Genomic DNA, 16,526 nt, shown 5'->3' on the forward strand with positions numbered 1-16,526 from the left:
CCGTCAGCCTCCTTCGGGCCGGCCCGCCAGGACCGGGGACAGCCATCGACGGACCAGCACCAGCAGCGGCACCGCCAGCACGCACTCGGCGATCAGCCAGGACAGCCCCACCCCGGCCAGCCCGAGCCGTGGCAGCAGCACGGCGGCGAGTCCGATGACCAGCACCGCGACGGCCGCCCGGACCAGGATCATCCACAGCAGGGAGCGCTGGACCCGGGCCACCTGGATCGCCACGTTGACCACCACGTTGGGGACGGCGGAGAGCGCCATCAGCCGCAGCACGGTGGTGCCGTGCGCCGCGTAGTCCGGGCCGAACAGCCGCAGGGCCCACGGTGCGGCGATCACGATCACGGCCACCGCGGCGGCCAGCAGCACCGCGGAGTGGCGCAGCAGGCGGTAGGAGTACTCGCGGAGCCGGTGCGGGTCCCGCGCCCCCTCGACCACGAGGGAGGACCCCATGCTGAAGGCGGCGACGTAGAGCGTGGAGGCGATCACGTAGGCCAGCGCGTAGTAGGCGTTCTGGCCCGGTCCGACCTGGTCGAGCACCATCAGCGGCAGGACGGCGGAGGTGGCGAAGCCGAAGAGGTTGCCCGCGTAGTCGGCCGTCGCCCAGCGGGCCATCCGCTCCGGCGGCCGGTCGGGGCCGTCGTGGTCCCGGCCCTCGTACTCGCGCTGGGCCGCGGGTACGGCCCAGCGGAACAGCACGACGTTGGTCAGGACGATCGAGACCACCATCGCCGCGGCCCAGGAGACCAGGATGCCGGTGGCCAGGTCGAGGGCGATGCAGCCGGCCAGGAACGCGGCCTTCGCCACGGCGAAGACGGTGTTCTCCCCGAGGACCCACCCCATCCTGCGCACCCCGGTGAGCGCGCCGTCCTGCAGGACGAAGACGGAGTAGCCGGCGGTGGCGGCGACGAAGGACACGGCGAGCCCGGGGGCGCGCAGGAACTCCAGCTCGGGACTGATCACCGGGACGAGCAGCAGGAACCCCACCGCCGCCAGGACACTGCACACGGCGCTGATGGCGTACCAGCGGATCACCAGGGAGCGGGTGCCCGCGCCCGCGGTGGGCACGAACCGGACCAGCGCCTCGCCGAGGTTGAGGCTGCCGAGGGTGGACAGGAAGGTCGCGGCGGCGAGCACCGCCGAGTAGCGCCCGACGGTCGCCGCACTGTAGTGACGGGCGGCCAGCATCCAGAACAGCGCGCCGAGTCCGGCGGCGACGACCGCGCTGGCCGCCAGGATGCGGCCGTTGCGCAGCAGTGAGTCGGCCTGGGCGGCCGGGCGCAGCGCCCTGGCCGTGCGGGCCGGCCGGCGCGTCCAGGTCGGGAGGGCGGTGGATCCGTGCGGCGCCTCCCTGGCGGTGGCCCCGTCGTGCCCTGCCCCCGCCGGGGGTTCGCGCGGCGGGGGGCGCCCGGGCGCGGCGCGGTCGGGCGGCCCGCCGTGCCCCGGGGGGCCGGCGGGCGGGCGGTGTGACGGGTCGGCACGGCGCGGGTCGGGTGGTGGCGCCGACGGCCCCGGCCCGGGCGTCACCCGGGGGCCCTCGTCCGGGCGGCCCGCCGCTGGGTGCGCAGGCTCACCAGGTAGCAGAACGGCCCGTAGAGGAAGCCGCGCCGCTCCAGCCGCTTGAGCGAGCGGAACGCGCCCTGGTAACCGGGCGGGGCTCCCCGGGTGCGCTTGCGGGCGGCCTGGTGCCAGCGCCACACGCCGCTGGGCAGGCGGCGCAGCAGGACCAGCAGCAGGCCGGGCCTGCGCATCACCGCCGCGGTCAGGTAGGCGCCGAAACCCACGCCGAAGGCGCTGATCTGACGGGTCAGGGCGTCCATGGTGCGGCGGTGGCGGTGCCAGACGACGGCGTCCGGCTGGTAGACGACGGTGTGCCCGGCGGTGAGGACCTGTTGGAACGCCAGCAGGTCCTCACCGCCGCGGGCGGGGCTGCCCGCGCCCGCGGCCCGGTCGAAGCCGCCGACACCGCGGAGCACGTCGGTGCGGAACGCCATGCTCGCGCCGCTGCCGAACCGGCCCGTGGAGAACTGGGCCAGTCCGTCGGCGTCCGTCCCGTCGAGCGTCCAGGTCCGCAGGGTGAAGCCGCGGCCCGCCGGGGCGTACGCCTCCAGGGTCAGCTGCGCCTCGGTGTCGAGTTCGGCGGGCGCCACCAGGCCGGTCACGCAAGCGGCGCGGGCGTCGGTGGTGAAGCCGTCCACCAGGGCGGTGACCCAGGCGTCGTCGACGATGACGTCGTCGTCGGTGAAGGCGCAGATCTCGCCGCGGGCGGCGGCCAGCCCGTGGTTGCGGGCCCAGGACAGGCCGGGCACCGGCTCGTTCAGGTAGCGGATCCGGTCGCCGTAGCGGGTGCGGACCAGCTCGCGCGTGGCGTCGCTGGCCGGCGCGTTGTCGACGAGGATGACCTCGAGCTGCGGGTAGCGCAGCCGCAGGATCGAGTCCAGGCAGGCGCCCAGCATCGGGGTGCGGTCCCGGGTGCACACGATCACGCTGACCAGGGGCCCGCCGTCGGGGCGCCGGTGGGCGGGCTCCACGGCGGGCACGGCGGGCGCGGGTACGGGAAAGCCCCGGCGGGCGGTGTCCGCCAGGGCCCGGTAGAGGTCGTCCGGGTCCTGGTGGTCCACGGTCGCGCGCACCCACCCGACGGGGTGCCCGTCCAGTCGTACCAGGGTCAGCACGCGCCCGTGGGTGCTCTCCGGCGGCAGGCCACCGGGGGCGCGCAGCGATCCCGGGACGGCCAGGTCCAGTTGGAGCACGTGGACGGGTGCGGAGGTCGGGTCGCCCACGGCGGAGTGGAACCCGGTCGTCACCTCCGACAGCACGGGCAGCGTCATGACGGACTCTCCGGAGCGGTCGGGGCCTCCGCGCACCGGCTCCCGGTCCTGGTACGAGGCGCCGAGAGAGAAGCGGGCATATCACCATGAAACACCCTGAGGGCATGGTCGGCCCCTCGCGGCCCCGGGCCCGTGCGGGGCCGGCCCGGCGCCCTCCGCCGCCCCAGGGCACCCGGATGCCCCCGCCCCGGCTTCGACGCATCCTGGATGGGAGCCGTCCCGCCGCTCGTAGGAGGACCGATGCCACGCCTCTCCCGGACCCGAAGGACCGAGTCACCAGCGGAGGCGGGGCCGTGAGCGCGGCGGCGGGCCGGCCGGTCGTCGTGATCGGCGCCGGACCGTACGGGCTGGCGACCGCCGCCCACCTGAGCGCCCTGGGCGTACCGCTGAGGATCTTCGGCGAACCCATGGAGAGCTGGCGGCTGCAGATGCCGGCGGGCATGTTCCTGAAGTCCACCCCGTCCGCGTCCTCCATCTCCGACCCCGGCGCCCACGGCAGCCTGGCCGCCTTCCGGGCTCTCCACCAGCGCCCGTCCGGCGGGGACCTGCACCCGGTGCCGCTCGACGAGTTCGTCGCCTACGGCGAGTGGTTCCAGCGGATCTTCGTGCCGACGCTGGAGCGGGCCCGGGTGACCGCGGTCTCCGCCGACCGGGACGGCTTCGCCGTCACGCTCGACACCGGCGAGTCGCTGACCGCCGCGGCGGTGGTGCTGGCCACCGGGCTGCGCCCCTACGCCCGCGTGCCGGCGGCCCTGGCCGGCCTGCAGGAGCGCGGCCTGGCCTCGCACTCCTCCGCGCACGCCGACCTGTCCGGCTTCGCGGGCCGGCGGGTGGCGGTGATCGGGGCCGGCCAGTCGGCGCTGGAGAGCGCCGCGCTCCTGCACGAGAACGGCGCGCGGCCCACCGTGGTCGCCCGCGCCGAGCAGCTGCTGTTCGGCGACCCTCCCGCCACCGACCTCAGCAGCGACCGCCCGCTGCCGGTGCGGGCCGTCAAACCGGGCACCCCGCTCGGCCCCGGCTGGTCCCACTACGCCCTGAGCCACGCCCCGATCGCCTTCCGGCACCTGCCGGACGCCACCAGGTCCCGCCTGGTCCGCACCGTGCTCGGGCCCTCCGGCGCGTGGTGGCTGCGGGAGCGCGTGGAGGGCCGGGTCCCGGTGCTGCTGCGCCGTCCCCTGGACGGCGTGGAGTCCGCCAACGGCGTCGTCCGGCTCCGGGTGGGCGGCGCCCCCGAGCCGCTGGAGACGGACCACGTGCTGGCCGCCACCGGCTACCGGGTCGACGTGGACCGCCTGGAGGTGCTCGACGCCGCACTGCGCAGGGCGGTCGTGCGCGCCCCCTCGGGCGCGCCCCGGCTGGACCGGGACTTCCAGTCGTCGGTGCTCGGGCTCTACTTCACCGGGCTGTCGGCGGCGGACACCTTCGGCCCGCTGATGCGCTTCGTCGCCGGCACGGGCTTCGCGGCCCGGCGGATCAGCGGGGCGCTCGCGGGTCCCGGCGACGGGTGAGCGCGGCCCGGGGGCTGCTCCACGGCGTCCGGGCCCGGTTCGGTGCGCGGGCCCGGGCCAGTCCTCCGGGGCGTCAGTCCTCCAGGGCGTCGGCGATGCGGTGCAGCATGCCCCCGCCGGGCGGGCGGCGCGGCGCGGTCTCGCGCACGGCCTGCATCCGCTCGCCGATCTCCCGGAGCTCGTTGCGGCCGATCGCGGCCCGGACCTTCGGGAACCAGTCGTCCTCCTCCTGCGCGATGTGCCGTTCGACGGCCTCGATCAGGACGGCCGCCTTGGCGTCGTAGCCATCGTCGTCGGGCGTCATCCGGCTGAGCTCCTCGCAGAGCAGGTCGGCGACGTGGTGCTCCTCCTTGGCGCGGTCCATCTCCTCGGCCAGTCCGGGCACCTCCCGGCGGATCCGGGGGTAGACCAGCTCGTCCTCCAGGTAGGTGTGGACGGTCAGCGCCTCGACGATCCGTTCGACAGCCTCGCGCCTCGCCCGGTCGTTGCCGTGGCCGTCCTGGCCGTCGCGGTCCCCGTCGCCGTCGGCGTCGGCGTCGGCGAGGCTGCGGTACTCGCGGAACAGGCGGCGGGCCTCCTTGTGGTCCTCTCGTAGCAGGACGATGGCGTCGTTCGACATCGCGCGTCTCCTCCTCGGCTCCTCGGCGGCCTCCCCTCTTCGACCGGGCGTCTCCCCCGGCGCTTCGGGGCCAAACGCGCCGCCCCCTCGGGCCGGACGCGGACGCCGCCGCGGCCTCCGTTCACGCGGCCGAGGCAGCCGAGGGGGCGCCCGACAGCAGCGCCCGGCGTTCGTCCTCGGTCAGGCCGCCCCAGACGCCGTAGCGCTCACGGGTGGCGAGGGCGTGCCGGCGGCACTCGGCCCGGACGGGGCAGCGGGCGCAGACCGCCTTGGCCGCCCGCTCGCGCGCCGTCGCGGCGACGCCGCGCTCGTTGGCGGGGTGGAAGAAGATGCTGCTGTCCGCGGCGCGGCAGGCACCGTCCAACTGCCAGTTCCAGTGGTGCTCCTGCGCTCCGGGAAGACGGGTCAGATCGGTCACGGGAGGGTCCTTTCCGGGGAGCGGTCGGTTTCCGCCCGTTCGTCTAACCCGATCCGCCGCGTCCATGCCACCCGCGGGGCCCCGTCCATTGAACGCCCGTCCGGCCGCCCCGGGGAGGGGCGGCCGGACGCGGCATGTGGCCTGGACGGATCAGTAGTAGTGACGGCGTCCGCCGACGGCGTGCCCGAGGGCTCCGGCGACCATGAGGATGAGGCCGATGACCAGGAGGATGACGCCGATGGTCCACAGGAATGAGATCCCGGTGACGAAGCCGACGATGAGCAGAATGACGCCGAGGACGATCACGGTGCCCTCCGATGGGTGCGGGGACGGTTGTCGGAGGGGCGACCCGCTGGTCCGGCGGTCGGACCGGGGCCGTCCCGGGAGGCGGAGCCCGTCTACTGCAGCCCTGCCATCCCCCGCGTGTACCGCCCCTCGCTCCGGCCAAACCTGAACGCCCGCCGGGAACCGCCCGGACCGGCGGTGGCGTCCGCCGACGTGCTGGACGGGCGCCCCCGCCGCAGGCCGGAGCGTGGCGCGATCGCACCGCACCGCGGGCCCGCCCTGTTGACCCGTACACGGACGGACGGGTTGGCTCACCTCCAGCCGGCCGACGGGGGCGCAGGGCGGCCGGCCCGAGCGAAGGGGAGGACATCCCGGGTGAAGCAGCATTCCATGAGGGCCCGTCCGGTGACCGGCCGCCGGTGGGCGCCGAGGACGGGCGGCCTGCTGGCGGCCGCCCTGCTGGCCACCGCCGTGTGCCACGTCCCGGCCCAGGCCGCCCCGCTCCGGGGGGACACCGTCACCGTGAACACCGCCCCTGACGGCACACCGGCCGACGACTGGTCGGAACCGCTCGGCCTGAGCGCCGACGGACGCTACGCGCTCTTCACCTCCCTGGCGTCCAATCTGGTGCCCGGCGACACCAACCGCCTGTACGACGTGTTCGTCCGCGACCTGTGGACCGGCCGCACCGAGCGCGTCAGCGTCGCGGACGACGGCTCGCAGCTGAACGGCTCGACCAACCAGGCGGCGATCAGCGCCGACGGGCGGTACGTGGCCTTCAGCACCGACGCCGCCGGCGTCGTCCCGGGGCAGCAGGGCGGCGGCCGCTTCGACGTCTACGTGCGCGACCGCCGGACGGGCCGCACCGAGCCGGTCACCCCCGGCGACGGCAGCGGGAACTCCCAGGCCCCGGCCATCAGCGCCGACGGACGGCACGTCGCCTACACCTCGGACCGCACCGACCTCGCCCCCGGCGCCCGCCCCGGCGTCCAGAACGTCCACCTGACCGATCGCCGCACCGCGACCACCCGCCTGGTCAGCACCGGCCGCGACCGGACCCCCGCCGACGGCGACTCGGTCGAGCCCTCGATCAGCACGGACGGCCTCACCGTCGCCTTCCGGTCCAAGGCGACGAACCTGCTGCCCGCCACCACCACGGCGGCGCGCACCACCACCAAGCCCCCACCGGCCCGGCAGCTCTTCCCGCTCTACACCTACGACGTGCGCACCGGCCGGATCCAGGGCGCCAGCATCGACGCGTCCGGCACCCTGCGCGACGCGGCCAGGGACGCCCGGCTCAGCCCAGACGGCCGCTACGCGCTCTTCCGGGTCTTCGACCGCGAACAGGACGCCGTCCGCGTCCGGCTCTACGCCCGGGACCTGCGGGAGGGCACCGTGACGACGGTGGCGGCGGCCGACGCCCTGACCGCCGTGATGTCCGCGGACGACCGCTGGGTCTACTTCGCCTCCGACTCCGACACCCTCGTCCCCGGCGACACCAACGGCGCCTCCGACGTCTTCCGCCGCGACCTGTGGACCGGCCGCGTCGAGCGCGTCAGCACCACCCCCGACGGCGGCCAACTGCCCGCCGCCTCCCGCTCACCCGCGGTGGACGCGCTCGGCACCACGGTGCTCTTCAGCACCCTCGGCAGCCCCCAGCCGGCCCTGCTGGCCCGCCACCTGCCGCCGTGGTGACCGAAGGGGCGACCGTCGGGGTGGCCGCGCCCCCACGGGCCACCACGCCGGGCCCGGTCAGGGCAGTCGGGTGAGCCGGCGACGGGAGGCCCGGTGCCGGAGCTCCGGCAGCCGCCGCTGTGCGGTGTCGGCGGTGTGCCGCCACCGCTCGTGGAGGACGCCGTAGGCGAAGGCGTCCGATCGCCCCGCGGCGGTGTCCTCGCCCTGCAGGGCGATCAGTTCCTGCCGGGCCACCACGCTGTCCTGGTGGGTGCCGAGGACCTTGTGCAGCTTCTTCATCGCGGCGCCGAACGTCGCCGCGCGCTTCGCCGTCCGGTGCGGCACCTGCGACTGGACGTCGTCCGCGGCGTACCGGGCGCGCTTGGCGGCCTTGCGGGCGCGGTGCAGCAGCTCGTCCCGTCGCGGGCCCGGGTCGAGGCGCAGGGCCTCGTCGAGGCGCCGCACCGTCCGGCGCTGCTCGTGCCGCAGGACGCGGGACAGGTGGGCGCTCGCCGGGCGGCCGGCCCGTCCGCGCAGGGGCGGGTCGGCGGCGAAGGCGTCGAGGTCGTCCAGGAGGGCGAAGTAGCGGGGGCCGTCGAGTTCGGCGACGGCCCGCTGCCAGGCCGCCCGGTAGCCGCGGGCGTAGCGTTCGGTGAGCCGCCCGCGCAGGGCGTCCGGGCGCAGCGGCGCGGGTACGGCGTCCAACCCGTCGACCAGTTCCGCGCCGAGCACCTCCTGGTCCCGGGCCTGGCCCAGCAGCCGGGTGAGCCGGCGCAGTCGGTCGGTCAGCGGGTCGGCGCGGTCGCGGTCGAACAGCCGCCGGTGGGCCTTGAGCAGGCTGCGCAGCCGGCGCGCGGTGACCCGCATGCGGTGCACGGAGTCCTCCTCGCCGCAGCGGACGGCCGGGTCGAGGTGGAGGAGCGTTTCCAGCCGTGCCCGGAAGGCGTCCATGACGAGGGCACCGGCCGTCCCTTCCGCCTGCTCCGGGCCGTCCGGCCGGGCCTCGGGCGGTGCGGGCTCCCCGAGGGCGCGGGACAGCTTGGAGGGCGAGGAGGAGCGGGCGAGGCCCGCCTCGGTGAGCAGCTCCTCGACGCGGTCCAGCAGGGCGGGGGCGCCGTCGACGAGTTCGACCTCGAACTCGGTCCACCCGCGGGCCTCGGTGCCGGCCCCGTCCGCCGCCCCCGCCGGTGCCCCGTCCGCCGGCGCGGAGGGGAGCCGTGCGGCGGGGAGGCGTTCGGCGTCCAGGAGCTGCACGGTGACCTGGTCCTCGGTCACCTGGGCGAGCGTGCTCCCCCGGTCGTCCACCAGGGCCTGCGCGGCGCGGCGGGTGCGCAGTCGGGCCACCGGGCGGACCGGGGCGCGGCGGGTGAAGGCGGCGACCAGCCGGGCGAGCTCGGCCGGGACGCCGTTCGGCGGGCCCGCGGTCAACGGCAGCCGGAACTCCTCGCGGACGTCGCCGCCGCGCGGGAGCTTGAGGTGCCAGCCGGCGTCCTCGCCGCCGGTGCGGCGGCGCAGGGTGATCCGGCGCCGCAGCAGGCGCAGGTCCTGGGTGTCGTAGTAGACGGCGTCGAGTTCCTCGGGGTCGGTGCTCCGCGCGGCCGCGACGCCCTTCACCCGGTCGAGCCGCCCGGGGAGCGCGGCCCCGTCGTACTTCCGTTCGGTCTCCTGGTGTGTACCCATGTCCGGACGGGTGCCCGGGACGGCCGCGGTCATGTCCGCGCCGGGCGGACAGCACCCCGGGCAAAAGGGGTGAACGGTACCCCGGGCAGGCAGGTGGGCGGTGCCTCAGACGTCGACCTCGGCCCAGACGGTCTTGCCGTGGTGGTGCAGGGCCGTGCCCCAGCGGTCGGCGGCGCGCCGGACGACGATCAGGCCGTGGCCGCCGGGCGAGGCGGGCCGGTGGGGCTCCCGGGGCACCGGCACCACCCGGGACCGGTCGCTGACCTCGACCCGCAGGCGGGTGGCGGAGGTGTGCAGGACCAGTTCGAGGGCTCCCCCGGCGTGCAGCGCGGCGTTGGCGACGAGTTCGGCGACCAGCAGGACGACGTCGCCCGCACGCCCGGGATCGGGCCAGGACCAGTCGGCGAGCGCGTCGACGGTGAACGCCCGGGCGCGGGACACCGGCCTGGGCAGTCCGACCAGGGGCAGGCGCCGCCGCTGCCCGCCGGCCGGCAGGGACGCGAGGCCCGCACGGACCGGGACCGGCTGGGCGCCGAGGGCTTCCCGGCTGGGGTTCATGGGTGGCTGTCCCTTCGGCTCGACGCGTTCTCCCCCGATCGGCTTCCCCGCCGCGGGCGGTGCATGCGGGGTCGTCCGCCCGGGCCGGTCAGCGTGCCGGCGGCCGCTCAGGCACCGGCCGCGCCGCCGCACGCGCCGTCCGCCGGCGCCTCGCCCACCGAGACGCCGATCAGACAGGTGTCGTCGTCGGTGTCCGCCGCGCTGTAGCGCAGCAGGTGGTCCAGGGCGGCCTCCAGGTCCACCCGGCCGTCCGGGGCCGTCCGGGACGCCTTCTCGGTCAGGGCGAGCAGGTTGTCGAGGGAGGCGTGCACCGACTGGTCCCGCCGCTCGATCAGCCCGTCGGTGAACATCACCAGGGTGTCACCCGGTTCGAGCCGGATCTCCTGTTCCTCGTAGTCGGCGTGGTCGAGCACGCCGAGGAGCAGGCCGCCGATCTGCGGAAGGGTCCCGGCCCGGCCCGCGCGCAGCAGGACCGGCGGCAGGTGGCCGGCGCGGGCCCAGCGCAGCCGGCGGGTCGCCGGTTCGTAGAGCCCGCAGACGGCGGTGGCGGTGACGTTGTCGGTCAGGTGGTGGGTGACGCTGTTGAGCCAGCTCAGCAGTTGGCCGGGCCCCGCGCCGGTGGCGGCGAGGCCGCGCAGGGCGTTGCGCAGCGCGACCATGCCGGTGGCGGCCTCGATCCCGTGACCGGCGACGTCGCCGACGCACAGCAGGACGTCCCCGGACGGCAGGGTGAGGGCGTCGTACCAGTCGCCGCCGACGAGGTGGTCCTTCTCCGCCGGGCGGTAGCGCACGGCGACGCGCAGGTCCGGCAGGTCGAGCGGCCCGCGGGCGGGCGGCATGATGGCGTGCTGCAGCTGGAGGGCGAGGCGGCTGCGCTCGGCGGCCTGCTGCTCGGTCTGGGCGAGCTGGTCGCGGGTGGCGGCGAGCGCGACCTCCGTCCAGTGCTGGGCGGAGATGTCCTGGTAGGCGCCCCGGACGATCCGCAGGCCGCTCTCGGGCTGGTCCACGGGCTCGGCGACCACCCGGATGTGGCGGGTGACGCCGTCCGGGCGCTGGAGCCGGAAGGCGGTGGAGGCGGGCCGCTGGTGGTGCAGGACGGTGCGCAGGAAGCGGTCGATCGCGTCCCGGTCGTCGGGGTGGGCGTGCTCGCCGAGGTGTTCCAGCGGGATGGGCCGGGCGGTCGGCGGGAGCCCGTGGAGCTCGAACAGCGTGTCGTTCCAGGCGATGTGGCGGTTGTGCAGGTTCTCCTCGAAGCCTCCGATCCGACCGAGGCGCTGCGCGTGCTGGAGCAGCCGGGCGACGCGCGAGGTGCCGTCCTCCAGCCGCCAGACGACCAGCAGGTGGTCGCCGTGCCGGCTGATGCTGACCTGCCCCCGGGTGTGCAGCGGCACGCCGTCGACCATGGCGGCGAGCCGCATGCTCGTGGTGCGGAAGGGCTCCCCGGTGGCGTAGACGTGTTCGATCTTCTCGGCGAGGCCGCCGGGCTCGGCGGCCAGCGGGTAGGCCTCCAGCAGCCGGGCTCCGAGGACGGCGCTGGTGGGCCGGCCGGCGAAGTCGACGAAGGCGGGGTTGACGTGGCGCACCACGAACTCCAGCGGCGCCTCCCCGCTGTCGGGCGCCAGGTGGAGGACGAGGCAGGGGTCGAAGACCCCTGCGGTGAGCTGGCGCAGGCCGTCCAGTTCGGTGCTCCCGGTGCCGGTGTCGGGCCCCTGGTCGGTCCAGGTCTCCAGCGTCGCGGCGGCCAGCTCCGCCAGGGCCTCGAACTGTCGCTGCAACGACTGGGTCAGCTCCGGCAGCGGCTCGTGCCAGCACACCTCCAGGACACCGATCAGGCGCCCGCCGAGGCCGGCCGGCACGGCGAGCCTGCCCCCGGTGAACTCCTCCTGGCCGATCGAGGGCACTGCGGTGTCGGCCAGCACCGGGTGGCTGACCGCGGCGCGTTCGTCGAGGGCCCGGCGGGCCGGGGTGACGACCCCCGGGGGTACGTGCCGCCAGCGCCGGGCCTCGGCCGCGCCGAAGCCGGCGCTGCCGCGCAGCGAGAGCGACTGGTCGGGGTGGGCGACCCAGATCGCGACGGCGGCCGCTCCGAGCGGGCGCAGCGCGTGTTCGAGCATCGACCGGGCCGCCGACTCGCTGTCCGTCGGGGCCAGCGCATTCGCCTGGGCGGTGCGCAGCCGCAGCGCGGCCGGGTCGGGGGCCGGGTCCGCGGAGGGGTCGACGAAGGTGCGGGCGATGGCGGAGATCCGGTCCGCGGAGGCCTGGTTGAGCAGGTCGGCGGCGACGTCGAGGACGGGCACGCCGGCCTGCTCGGCCAGCGTGGTCAGCTGGACGGACGCCTCGGTGGGGCCGCAGCGCAGCCGCTCCACCAGGACGCCGACCGCGAGCTCGACCAGGGAGCGGCCGGCGGCGTCCGAGCGGGCCCGGGCGAGCTCCTCGCGCAGGCGCTCGACGGTGGCGGCCAGCCGGCTCACCGCACCGGGCTCGTGGTCCGGGCCGACCGGGGCCGGGGCCCGGGTGGCGGCGTCACGCTGGGGTCCGACCCGGAAGCCGTCGGGGGCGGCGGTCTCCCGGACCGGGCCGGTGGGCACGGGTTCCAGGGGCGGGTTCACACGGCCTCCTGCGGACGGACCGCCGCGCCGGGCACGGCGGTCGCGGGCTGGGCGGTGAGGTGCCCCTTGATCCGGACGACCAGTTCGTCCGCGTCGACGGGCTTGGTGACGTAGTCGGTGGCTCCCGCGGCCAGGCTCTTCTCCCGGTCGCCGATCATGGCCTTGGCGGTCACGGCGATGATCGGCAGCCCCTCGTGGCGGGGCATGGCGCGGATCGCGGCGGTGGCGGTGTACCCGTCCATCTCGGGCATCATCACGTCCATCAGGATGACGTCGATCCCGGGGTGCGCGGCCAGGGCCTCCAGTGCGGCGCGCCCGTTCTCGGCCTGCAGGACGCGCATGCCGTGCAGCTCCAGGATGCCGGTGATGGCGTAGAGGTTGCGGTCGTCGTCGTCGACGACCAGCGCGGTGCGGCCGGTCAGCGAGGAGTCGATGTCGGCGCTCCAGTCGCCCTCCGCCCGGGCGAGCTGGGGGACGTTCCCCGGGTTGTCGGTGCTCATGTGCAGGGCGATGCGCTCGCGCAGTTCGTCGAGGCTGGAGATGACCTCCAGGGTCCGGGTGCCGCCGCCGTCGGGGAGGTCGTCGTCGGTGGCGATGCCGCGGCTGCGGTGCGCGAGGATCGGGACCGCCTGCAGGGCCGGGTCGCCGTGCATCTCCCGCAGGAGGTCCAGGGCCGCGCCGTCCGGCATGTCGAGTTCCAGCACCACGGAGTGGCAGGGGGTGGCGGCCAGGGTGGCGGCCGCCTCCTGCGCGCCGACGGCCGTGACGATCTCGACGACGCTCCCGACGCCGTGCTGCGGGGGCCGGGCCAGCTCGGCGAGGGCGCTCTCGGCGACCATGCGCAGCAGGCCGTGCGGTCGGCCCTCCACCACCAGGAGGCGCCGCGGCGTGCTGCTGGGGGCGGCGGCCGGCGGCTCGTCCGGTACCGCGACGGTCCGTGCGCCGCCGGGCTCCTGGGCCCGGGCCGCCGGCACGGTGCCCGATCCGGCCGGGTCGGAGGGTTCGGCGGGCAGGTAGAGGGTGAAGGTGCTGCCCCGGCCCACCGTGCTGCGGACGGTGATCGCGCCGCCGAGCAGGTAGGCGATCTCCCGGCTGATGGACAGGCCGAGGCCGGTGCCGCCGTACTTGCGGCTGGTCGTGCCGTCCGCCTGCTGGAAGGCGCCGAAGACGCTCTCCAGGTGCTGCGGGGCGATGCCGATGCCGGTGTCGGTGACGCGGAAGGCGACGACCGGGCCGCCGGGCCGGACGCCGTCGGGCAGTTCGGCCTCCTCGGCGGGCTCGATGCACAGCTCGACCCGGCCCTGCGCGGTGAACTTGACGGCGTTGGAGACGAGGTTGCGCAGCACCTGGCGCAGCCGGTAGTCGTCGGTGAGGAGTTCGGCGGGGACGCCGTCCGCCGTGTGCACGGCGAAGGCGAGGTTCTTCTGGCCGGTCATCGGGCGGAAGGTGGCGTCGACGTAGTCGAGCAGGGCGCGCAGCGGGACGGGCTCGACGGTGAGGTCCATCTTGCCGGCCTCGACCTTGGACAGGTCGAGGATGTCGTTGATCAGCTGGAGGAGGTCGGAGCCGGCGGAGTGGATGATGCCGGCGTACTCGACCTGCTTGGCGGTGAGGTTGCGGGTGGGGTTCTGCGCGAGCAGCTGGGCGAGGATGAGCAGGCTGTTCAGCGGGGTGCGCAGTTCGTGGCTCATGTTGGCCAGGAACTCCGACTTGTACTTCGAGGCCAGGGACAGCTGGTGGGCCCGGTCCTCGAGTTCCTGCCGGGCCTGCTCGATCTCCAGGTTCTTGGTCTCGATGTCCCGGTTCTGGGTGGCCAGGAGCTCGGCCTTCTCCTCGAGTTCGGCGTTGGAGGCCTGCAGCTCCTCCTGGCGGGCCTGCAACTCCTCGGATCGGACCTGGAGTTCAGCCGCCAGCCGCTGGGACTCGCCGAGCAGCTCGTCGGTGCGGGCGTTGGCCACGATGGAGTTGACGTTGACGCCGATGGTCTCCATCAGCTGGTCGAGGAAGTCCCGGTGGACCTGGGTGAACGGCCGCACGGAGGCCAGTTCGATGACCCCGAGGACCTGGTCCTCCACGACGATCGGCAGCACCACCAGGGAGAGCGTCCCGGTGCGGCCGAGGCCGGAGGAGGCGACCAGGTAGTCGGCCGGGAGGGTGTCGACGCCGATGGTGCGCCGGCTGCGGGCGGCCTGGCCGACGAAGGACTCGCCGAGGCGGAAGCGGGTGGGGCGCTCGCCGTCGGGGAACGCGTAGGAGCCGACGAGCTGGAGCACCGTGCCGTCACCGCCCTCCTCCGCGAGGTAGAAGGCGCCGCACTGCGCGCCGACCAGCGGGGCGAGTTCGTCCATGACGGCCTCGGCGACGACCGCGAGGTCGCGCCGGCCCTGCATCAGGGCGGAGAACCGGGCCAGGTTGGTCTTCAGCCAGTCCTGTTCCTCGTTGGCTCGGGTCGTCTCGCGCAGCGACTCCACCATGAAGTTGACGTTGTCCTTGAGGTCGGCGACCTCGCCGGAGGCGTCCACGGTGATCGAGCGGGTCAGGTCGCCGGCGGCGACGGCGCTGGTGACCTCGGCGATCGCGCGGACCTGTCGGGTGAGGTTGCCGGCCAGCTCGTTGACGTTCTCGGTGAGCCGCTTCCAGGTGCCGGATACCCCCTCGACCTCGGCCTGCCCGCCGAGCCGGCCCTCGGTGCCGACCTCCCGGGCCACCCGGGTGACCTCGGCAGCGAAGGCGGACAGCTGGTCGACCATGGTGTTCATGGTGGTCTTGAGTTCCAGGATCTCGCCGCGCGCGTCGACGTCGATCTTGCGGGTGAGGTCGCCGTTGGCGACCGCGGTGGTGACCTGGGCGATGTTGCGGACCTGGCTGGTCAGGTTGTTCGCCATGAAGTTGACGCTGTCGGTGAGGTCCTTCCACGTGCCCGCCACGTTGGCAACCCGGGCCTGCCCGCCCAGCGTGCCCTCGGTGCCGACCTCCCGGGCGACCCTGGTCACCTCGTCGGCGAAGGCGGAGAGCGTGTCGACCATGGTGTTGATCACCCCGGCCAGGGCGGCGACCTCGCCCTTGGCCTCGACCGTGATCTTCTGCGAGAGGTCGCCCTTGGCGACGGCGGTGGCGACCTGGGCGATCGAGCGGACCTGGCCGGTCAGGTTGGACGCCATCACGTTGACGTTGTCGGTGAGGTCCTTCCAGGTGCCGGAGACGCCCCGCACCGTCGCCTGGCCGCCCAGGTTGCCCTCGGTGCCCACCTCCCGCGCGACCCTGGTCACCTCGTCCGCGAAGGCCGAGAGCTGGTCGACCATCGTGTTGATGGTCTCCTTCAGCTCCAGGATCTCCCCGCGCGCGTCCACCCGGATCTTGCGGGTCAGGTCGCCCTCGGCGACGGCGGTGGTGACGGAGGCGATGGAACGGACCTGGGCGGTGAGGTTGTCGGCCATCACGTTCACGGACTCGGTGAGGTCGCGCCAGGTGCCGGAGACGTCCCGGACGTCGGCCTGTCCGCCGAGCCGGCCCTCCGTGCCGACCTCCCGGGCCACCCTGGTCACCTCACCGGCGAAGGAGGACAGCTGGTCGACCATGGTGTTGATGGTGGTCTTCAGCTCCAGGATCTCGCCCCGGGCCGTCACGGTGATCTTCTGGGAGAGGTCACCGCGGGCGACGGCGGTGGCGACCTGGGCGATCGCCCGGACCTGGCCGGTCAGGTTGCCGGCCATGAAGTTCACCGAGTCGGTCAGGTCGCGCCACGTCCCCGAGACGCCCTTGACGTCGGCCTGGCCGCCGAGGATGCCCTCGGTGCCCACCTCCCGCGCCACCCGGGTCACCTCGCCGGAGAACGAGGACAGCTGGTCGACCATCGTGTTGACGGTGTTCTTCAGCTCCAGGATCTCGCCGCGCGCGTCGACGGTGATCTTCTGCGAGAGGTCCCCCTTGGCCACCGCGGTGGCGACCTGGGCGATGTCCCGCACCTGCGTGGTCAGGTTGCCCGCCATCGCGTTGACCGACTCGGTCAGGTCCTCCCAGGTGCCCGACACGCCGGGCACCTGCGCCTGGCCGCCGAGCCGGCCCTCGGTGCCGACCTCCCGGGCCACCCGGGTCACTTCCGAGGTGAAGTGCGACAGTTGGTCGACCATGCCGTTGAACACGGTGGCGATCTCACCGAGCAGCCCGTCCGCGTCACCCGGCAGCTTGGTGCTGAAGTCGCCGTCCCGCACCGCCGTCAGACCGGCCAGCAGCAGCCGCAGTTCCGCCTCGGCGGCGGGCGCGGGCAGCGGGCCCGGTCCGTCCGCCCGGTGGGAACCGTTGGTCGGTGTCGAGCCAGCCATCGAAACATCGCCTCTC

The 16,526-nt window shown here is 75.0% G+C and carries 11 protein-coding genes; 2 read left to right on the forward strand and 9 right to left on the reverse strand.

Features of this window, described 5'->3' with window-relative positions:
• Positions 1 to 3: 3 nt before the first annotated feature.
• Positions 4 to 1,533 carry an oligosaccharide flippase family protein gene (locus tag AB0N04_RS21220; RefSeq protein ID WP_360219264.1) on the reverse strand — a complete coding sequence of 510 codons (1,530 nt, stop codon included), beginning with the start codon at positions 1,531 to 1,533 and terminating at the stop codon, positions 4 to 6.
• Entirely contained in the window at positions 1,530 to 2,837 is a 1,308-nt protein-coding gene (locus AB0N04_RS21225; protein ID WP_360219267.1) for a glycosyltransferase, read from the reverse strand. Before AB0N04_RS21225 ends, AB0N04_RS21220 begins: the two co-directional genes overlap by 4 nt.
• A 293-nt stretch (positions 2,838 to 3,130) precedes the next feature.
• Here AB0N04_RS21225 and AB0N04_RS21230 point away from each other — a divergent pair, with 293 nt between their 5' ends.
• Complete coding sequence (locus AB0N04_RS21230; RefSeq protein ID WP_360219270.1) at positions 3,131 to 4,345, forward strand: FAD-dependent oxidoreductase; 1,215 nt, start codon at positions 3,131 to 3,133, stop codon at positions 4,343 to 4,345.
• 73 nt (positions 4,346 to 4,418) lie between these two features.
• On the opposite strand, the gene AB0N04_RS21235 is transcribed toward AB0N04_RS21230, so the two are convergent.
• From AB0N04_RS21235 to AB0N04_RS21245, 3 genes are all read right to left on the reverse strand, one after another.
• On the reverse strand, positions 4,419 to 4,964 hold the full coding sequence (locus AB0N04_RS21235) for a hemerythrin domain-containing protein (RefSeq protein ID WP_360219273.1): 546 nt from the start codon (positions 4,962 to 4,964) through the stop codon (positions 4,419 to 4,421).
• Positions 4,965 to 5,085: 121 nt separating this feature from the next.
• Entirely contained in the window at positions 5,086 to 5,382 is a 297-nt protein-coding gene (locus AB0N04_RS21240; protein WP_360219276.1) for a WhiB family transcriptional regulator, read from the reverse strand.
• 150 nt (positions 5,383 to 5,532) lie between these two features.
• Positions 5,533 to 5,688 (reverse strand): DUF6131 family protein, encoded by a 156-nt coding sequence (locus tag AB0N04_RS21245; RefSeq protein ID WP_360219279.1) that lies wholly within the window; start codon positions 5,686 to 5,688, stop codon positions 5,533 to 5,535.
• 369 nt (positions 5,689 to 6,057) lie between these two features.
• Between AB0N04_RS21245 and AB0N04_RS21250 the strand changes: the two genes are divergently transcribed.
• The gene (locus AB0N04_RS21250; protein WP_360219282.1) at positions 6,058 to 7,362 is read left to right on the forward strand and encodes a hypothetical protein; all 1,305 of its coding nucleotides are present in this window, start codon (positions 6,058 to 6,060) and stop codon (positions 7,360 to 7,362) included.
• Positions 7,363 to 7,419: 57 nt separating this feature from the next.
• Here the strand turns inward: AB0N04_RS21250 and AB0N04_RS21255 are convergent, their stop codons facing one another.
• The 4 genes from AB0N04_RS21255 to AB0N04_RS21270 all read right to left on the reverse strand — a co-directional run bounded on the left by AB0N04_RS21255 (position 7,420) and on the right by AB0N04_RS21270 (position 16,510).
• The gene (locus tag AB0N04_RS21255; protein ID WP_360219285.1) at positions 7,420 to 9,021 is read right to left on the reverse strand and encodes a CYTH and CHAD domain-containing protein; all 1,602 of its coding nucleotides are present in this window, start codon (positions 9,019 to 9,021) and stop codon (positions 7,420 to 7,422) included.
• Between the two features lie 105 nt (positions 9,022 to 9,126).
• Positions 9,127 to 9,579, reverse strand: a complete 453-nt coding sequence (locus AB0N04_RS21260; RefSeq protein ID WP_360219288.1) for an ATP-binding protein — start codon at positions 9,577 to 9,579, stop codon at positions 9,127 to 9,129.
• A gap of 107 nt (positions 9,580 to 9,686) precedes the next feature.
• Entirely contained in the window at positions 9,687 to 12,188 is a 2,502-nt protein-coding gene (locus tag AB0N04_RS21265; protein WP_360219291.1) for a SpoIIE family protein phosphatase, read from the reverse strand.
• Entirely contained in the window at positions 12,185 to 16,510 is a 4,326-nt protein-coding gene (locus tag AB0N04_RS21270; protein WP_363365031.1) for a HAMP domain-containing protein, read from the reverse strand. Before AB0N04_RS21270 ends, AB0N04_RS21265 begins: the two co-directional genes overlap by 4 nt.
• Positions 16,511 to 16,526 lie beyond the last annotated feature (16 nt).

Source organism: Kitasatospora sp. NPDC051702 (assembly GCF_040681575.1).
In the GTDB taxonomy this organism is placed as follows: Bacteria; Actinomycetota; Actinomycetes; order Streptomycetales; family Streptomycetaceae; genus Kitasatospora.